Annotated in this window: 3 protein-coding genes; 1 reads left to right on the plus strand and 2 read right to left on the minus strand. The window is 41.9% G+C overall.

Translation table 11 applies throughout. From position 1 onward, the window contains the following. Positions 1-18: 18 nt before the first annotated feature. On the minus strand, positions 19-1233 hold the full coding sequence (locus WKI42_RS10130; RefSeq protein ID WP_368081857.1) for a pyridoxal phosphate-dependent aminotransferase: 1215 nt from the start codon (positions 1231-1233) through the stop codon (positions 19-21). A gap of 156 nt (positions 1234-1389) precedes the next feature. Next, entirely contained in the window at positions 1390-1683 is a 294-nt protein-coding gene (locus tag WKI42_RS10135) for a hypothetical protein (RefSeq protein ID WP_173254593.1), read from the minus strand. Positions 1684-1844: 161 nt separating this feature from the next. Between WKI42_RS10135 and WKI42_RS10140 the strand changes: the two genes are divergently transcribed. Further along, entirely contained in the window at positions 1845-2297 is a 453-nt protein-coding gene (locus WKI42_RS10140; RefSeq protein WP_031223038.1) for a universal stress protein, read from the plus strand. Positions 2298-2339 lie beyond the last annotated feature (42 nt).

Genomic DNA, 2339 nt, shown 5'->3' on the forward strand with positions numbered 1-2339 from the left:
CTTTTTCAAATGTAAGCCCTATCTACGATACTGTTTCAAGAAACGAGTCATCTTTTCTTGGATTTGGGCTAGTTCATCGACACGAGGAAGGTAAACGATACGGAAGTGGTCTGGTTCTTTCCAGTTAAAGCCGCGACCATGAACCAAGAGAACCTTTTCCTGCTTCAAGAAATCAAGGACAAACTGCTCATCATCATCGATGCGGTACATATTGCGGTCGATTTTAGGGAAGATATAGAGTCCAGCCTTGGGTTTAACCGCAGACAAGCCTGGAATCTCTTGAATGGCATTATAAATGAAATTTCTTTGCTCGTAGATTCGTCCACCAGGAAGGAGCAATTCATCGACTGACTGGTGACCGCCCAAGGAAGTTTGGACGACTTGTTGGGCCAAAACGTTAGAGCAAAGGCGCATATTGGACAGCATATTGAGACCTTCGATATATCCCTTGACGTGTGTCTTAGGTCCAGACAAGACCATCCATCCAACACGGAAACCTGCTATGCGGTGGGATTTTGACAGACCATTCATGCTGACACAGAAGACATCTGGTGCCAAGCTCGCCACAGGCGTATGCACATGTCCATCCATGACCATGCGGTCATAGATTTCATCCGCAAAGATAATCAAATCGTTTTGACGGGAAATCTCAATAATCTCCAGCAAGAGTTCCTTCGGATAAAGGGCTCCAGTTGGGTTGTTTGGATTGATAAGGACGATTGCCTTGGTATTGGAAGTAATTTTTGACTTGATATCGTCAATATCTGGATACCATTCTGCAGCTTCATCACAGATATAGTGAACGGCATTTCCTCCAGCTAGGCTGACAGCTGCTGTCCAGAGAGGATAGTCTGGCATTGGCACTAAGACCTCATCCCCGTTGTCCAAAAGCCCCTGCATGGACATGACAATCAACTCACTGACACCATTTCCAAGGTAGATATCATCAATATCTACGTTTGGGAATTTCTTCAATTGACAATACTGCATAATGGCCTTACGGGCTGAAAAAATCCCTTTGGAGTCAGAATATCCTTCACTATCACGCGCATTCATAATCAAGTCATGAATGACTTCGTCTGGCGCTGTAAAACCAAATTCTGCTGGATTTCCTGTATTCAGACGTAAAATCTTTTCTCCGTTTGCTCGCATCCGCATGGCTTCTTCCAAAACAGGACCACGGATATCATAAGCAACATGCTCTAACTTACTAGACTTGTTATATTCTTTCATCTTGTTTCCTCAATTCATCGAGATAGTAACATTATACCACTAGAAAGAGAATGCGACAAGTTTACTGAAATGTGTTACTAAAATCCTACAGAAGAAAAACCTCACTAAAAGCGAGGTCAAGACAGGGGAGATAGCAGGTGTTTTGCCAAAAAAACATCACATACCAAAAGATAAACCTAGAAAAAGCAGGCCTAAAAAGGAGTCATAGAGAAGATTAAACATGAGGAAAAGCCCCCATATCATCAAGTAATCCCAACGCCCACTTCGTTTTGCAACCAGGAATAAGATTAGATGGTAGAGTACATGAAAGACTAAAAATCCGATAAACCCTGGATAAAGAAACGGTACCAGACTCTCTAATTGCCAGATCATGACAACTTCTACCAAGACTGAAACTAGGATGATTCCATAATAAAGGAAATTTGATGTTTGAAAAGAGTTTTTCATCATTCTCCCTCCCTTCACTTCTTTCCTGCTATCCTTTCTTTTATTTTATCATATATTTATATAGATTTTAAGCGCTAACATTCTTTTGAAAAATACTTTTTTTGCTTTACTTCTATAGTGAAAAGGTTTACAATGATAGTAAGAAAATTTCAGGAGGTTTCATTATGGCACAACGTTACCAAAATATCATGGTCGCAATCGATGGTTCTAAAGAAGCGGACTTGGCTTTTATCAAGGGAGTTCATTCTGCTCTACGAAACGACGCTAAACTCACCATCGCCCATGTCATTGACACACGCGCTCTCCAAAGCGTATCCACCTTTGATGCTGAAGTTTACGAACAACTCCAAGTTGACGCTGAAAGTCTGATGAAAGAGTACGAAAAACGTGCTAAAGATGCTGGTGTGGCAGATGTTCATATCGTCATTGAAATGGGAAATCCAAAGACCCTACTAGCACGTACTATTCCAGATGCTGAGGAAGTGGACCTCATCCTCGTTGGCGCAACTGGTCTCAACGCCTTTGAACGCCTCTTGGTCGGATCTTCATCTGAATATATCCTCCGCCATGCTAAGGTCGATTTGCTGGTCGTGAGAGAACAAGAAAAAACCTTATAACCACGAAAAAAGGAGCTCAGCGCTCCTTTTTGTTTACTATTT

It is taken from the genome of Streptococcus pseudopneumoniae (assembly GCF_038148935.1).
GTDB lineage: Bacteria > Bacillota > Bacilli > Lactobacillales > Streptococcaceae > Streptococcus > Streptococcus pseudopneumoniae_U.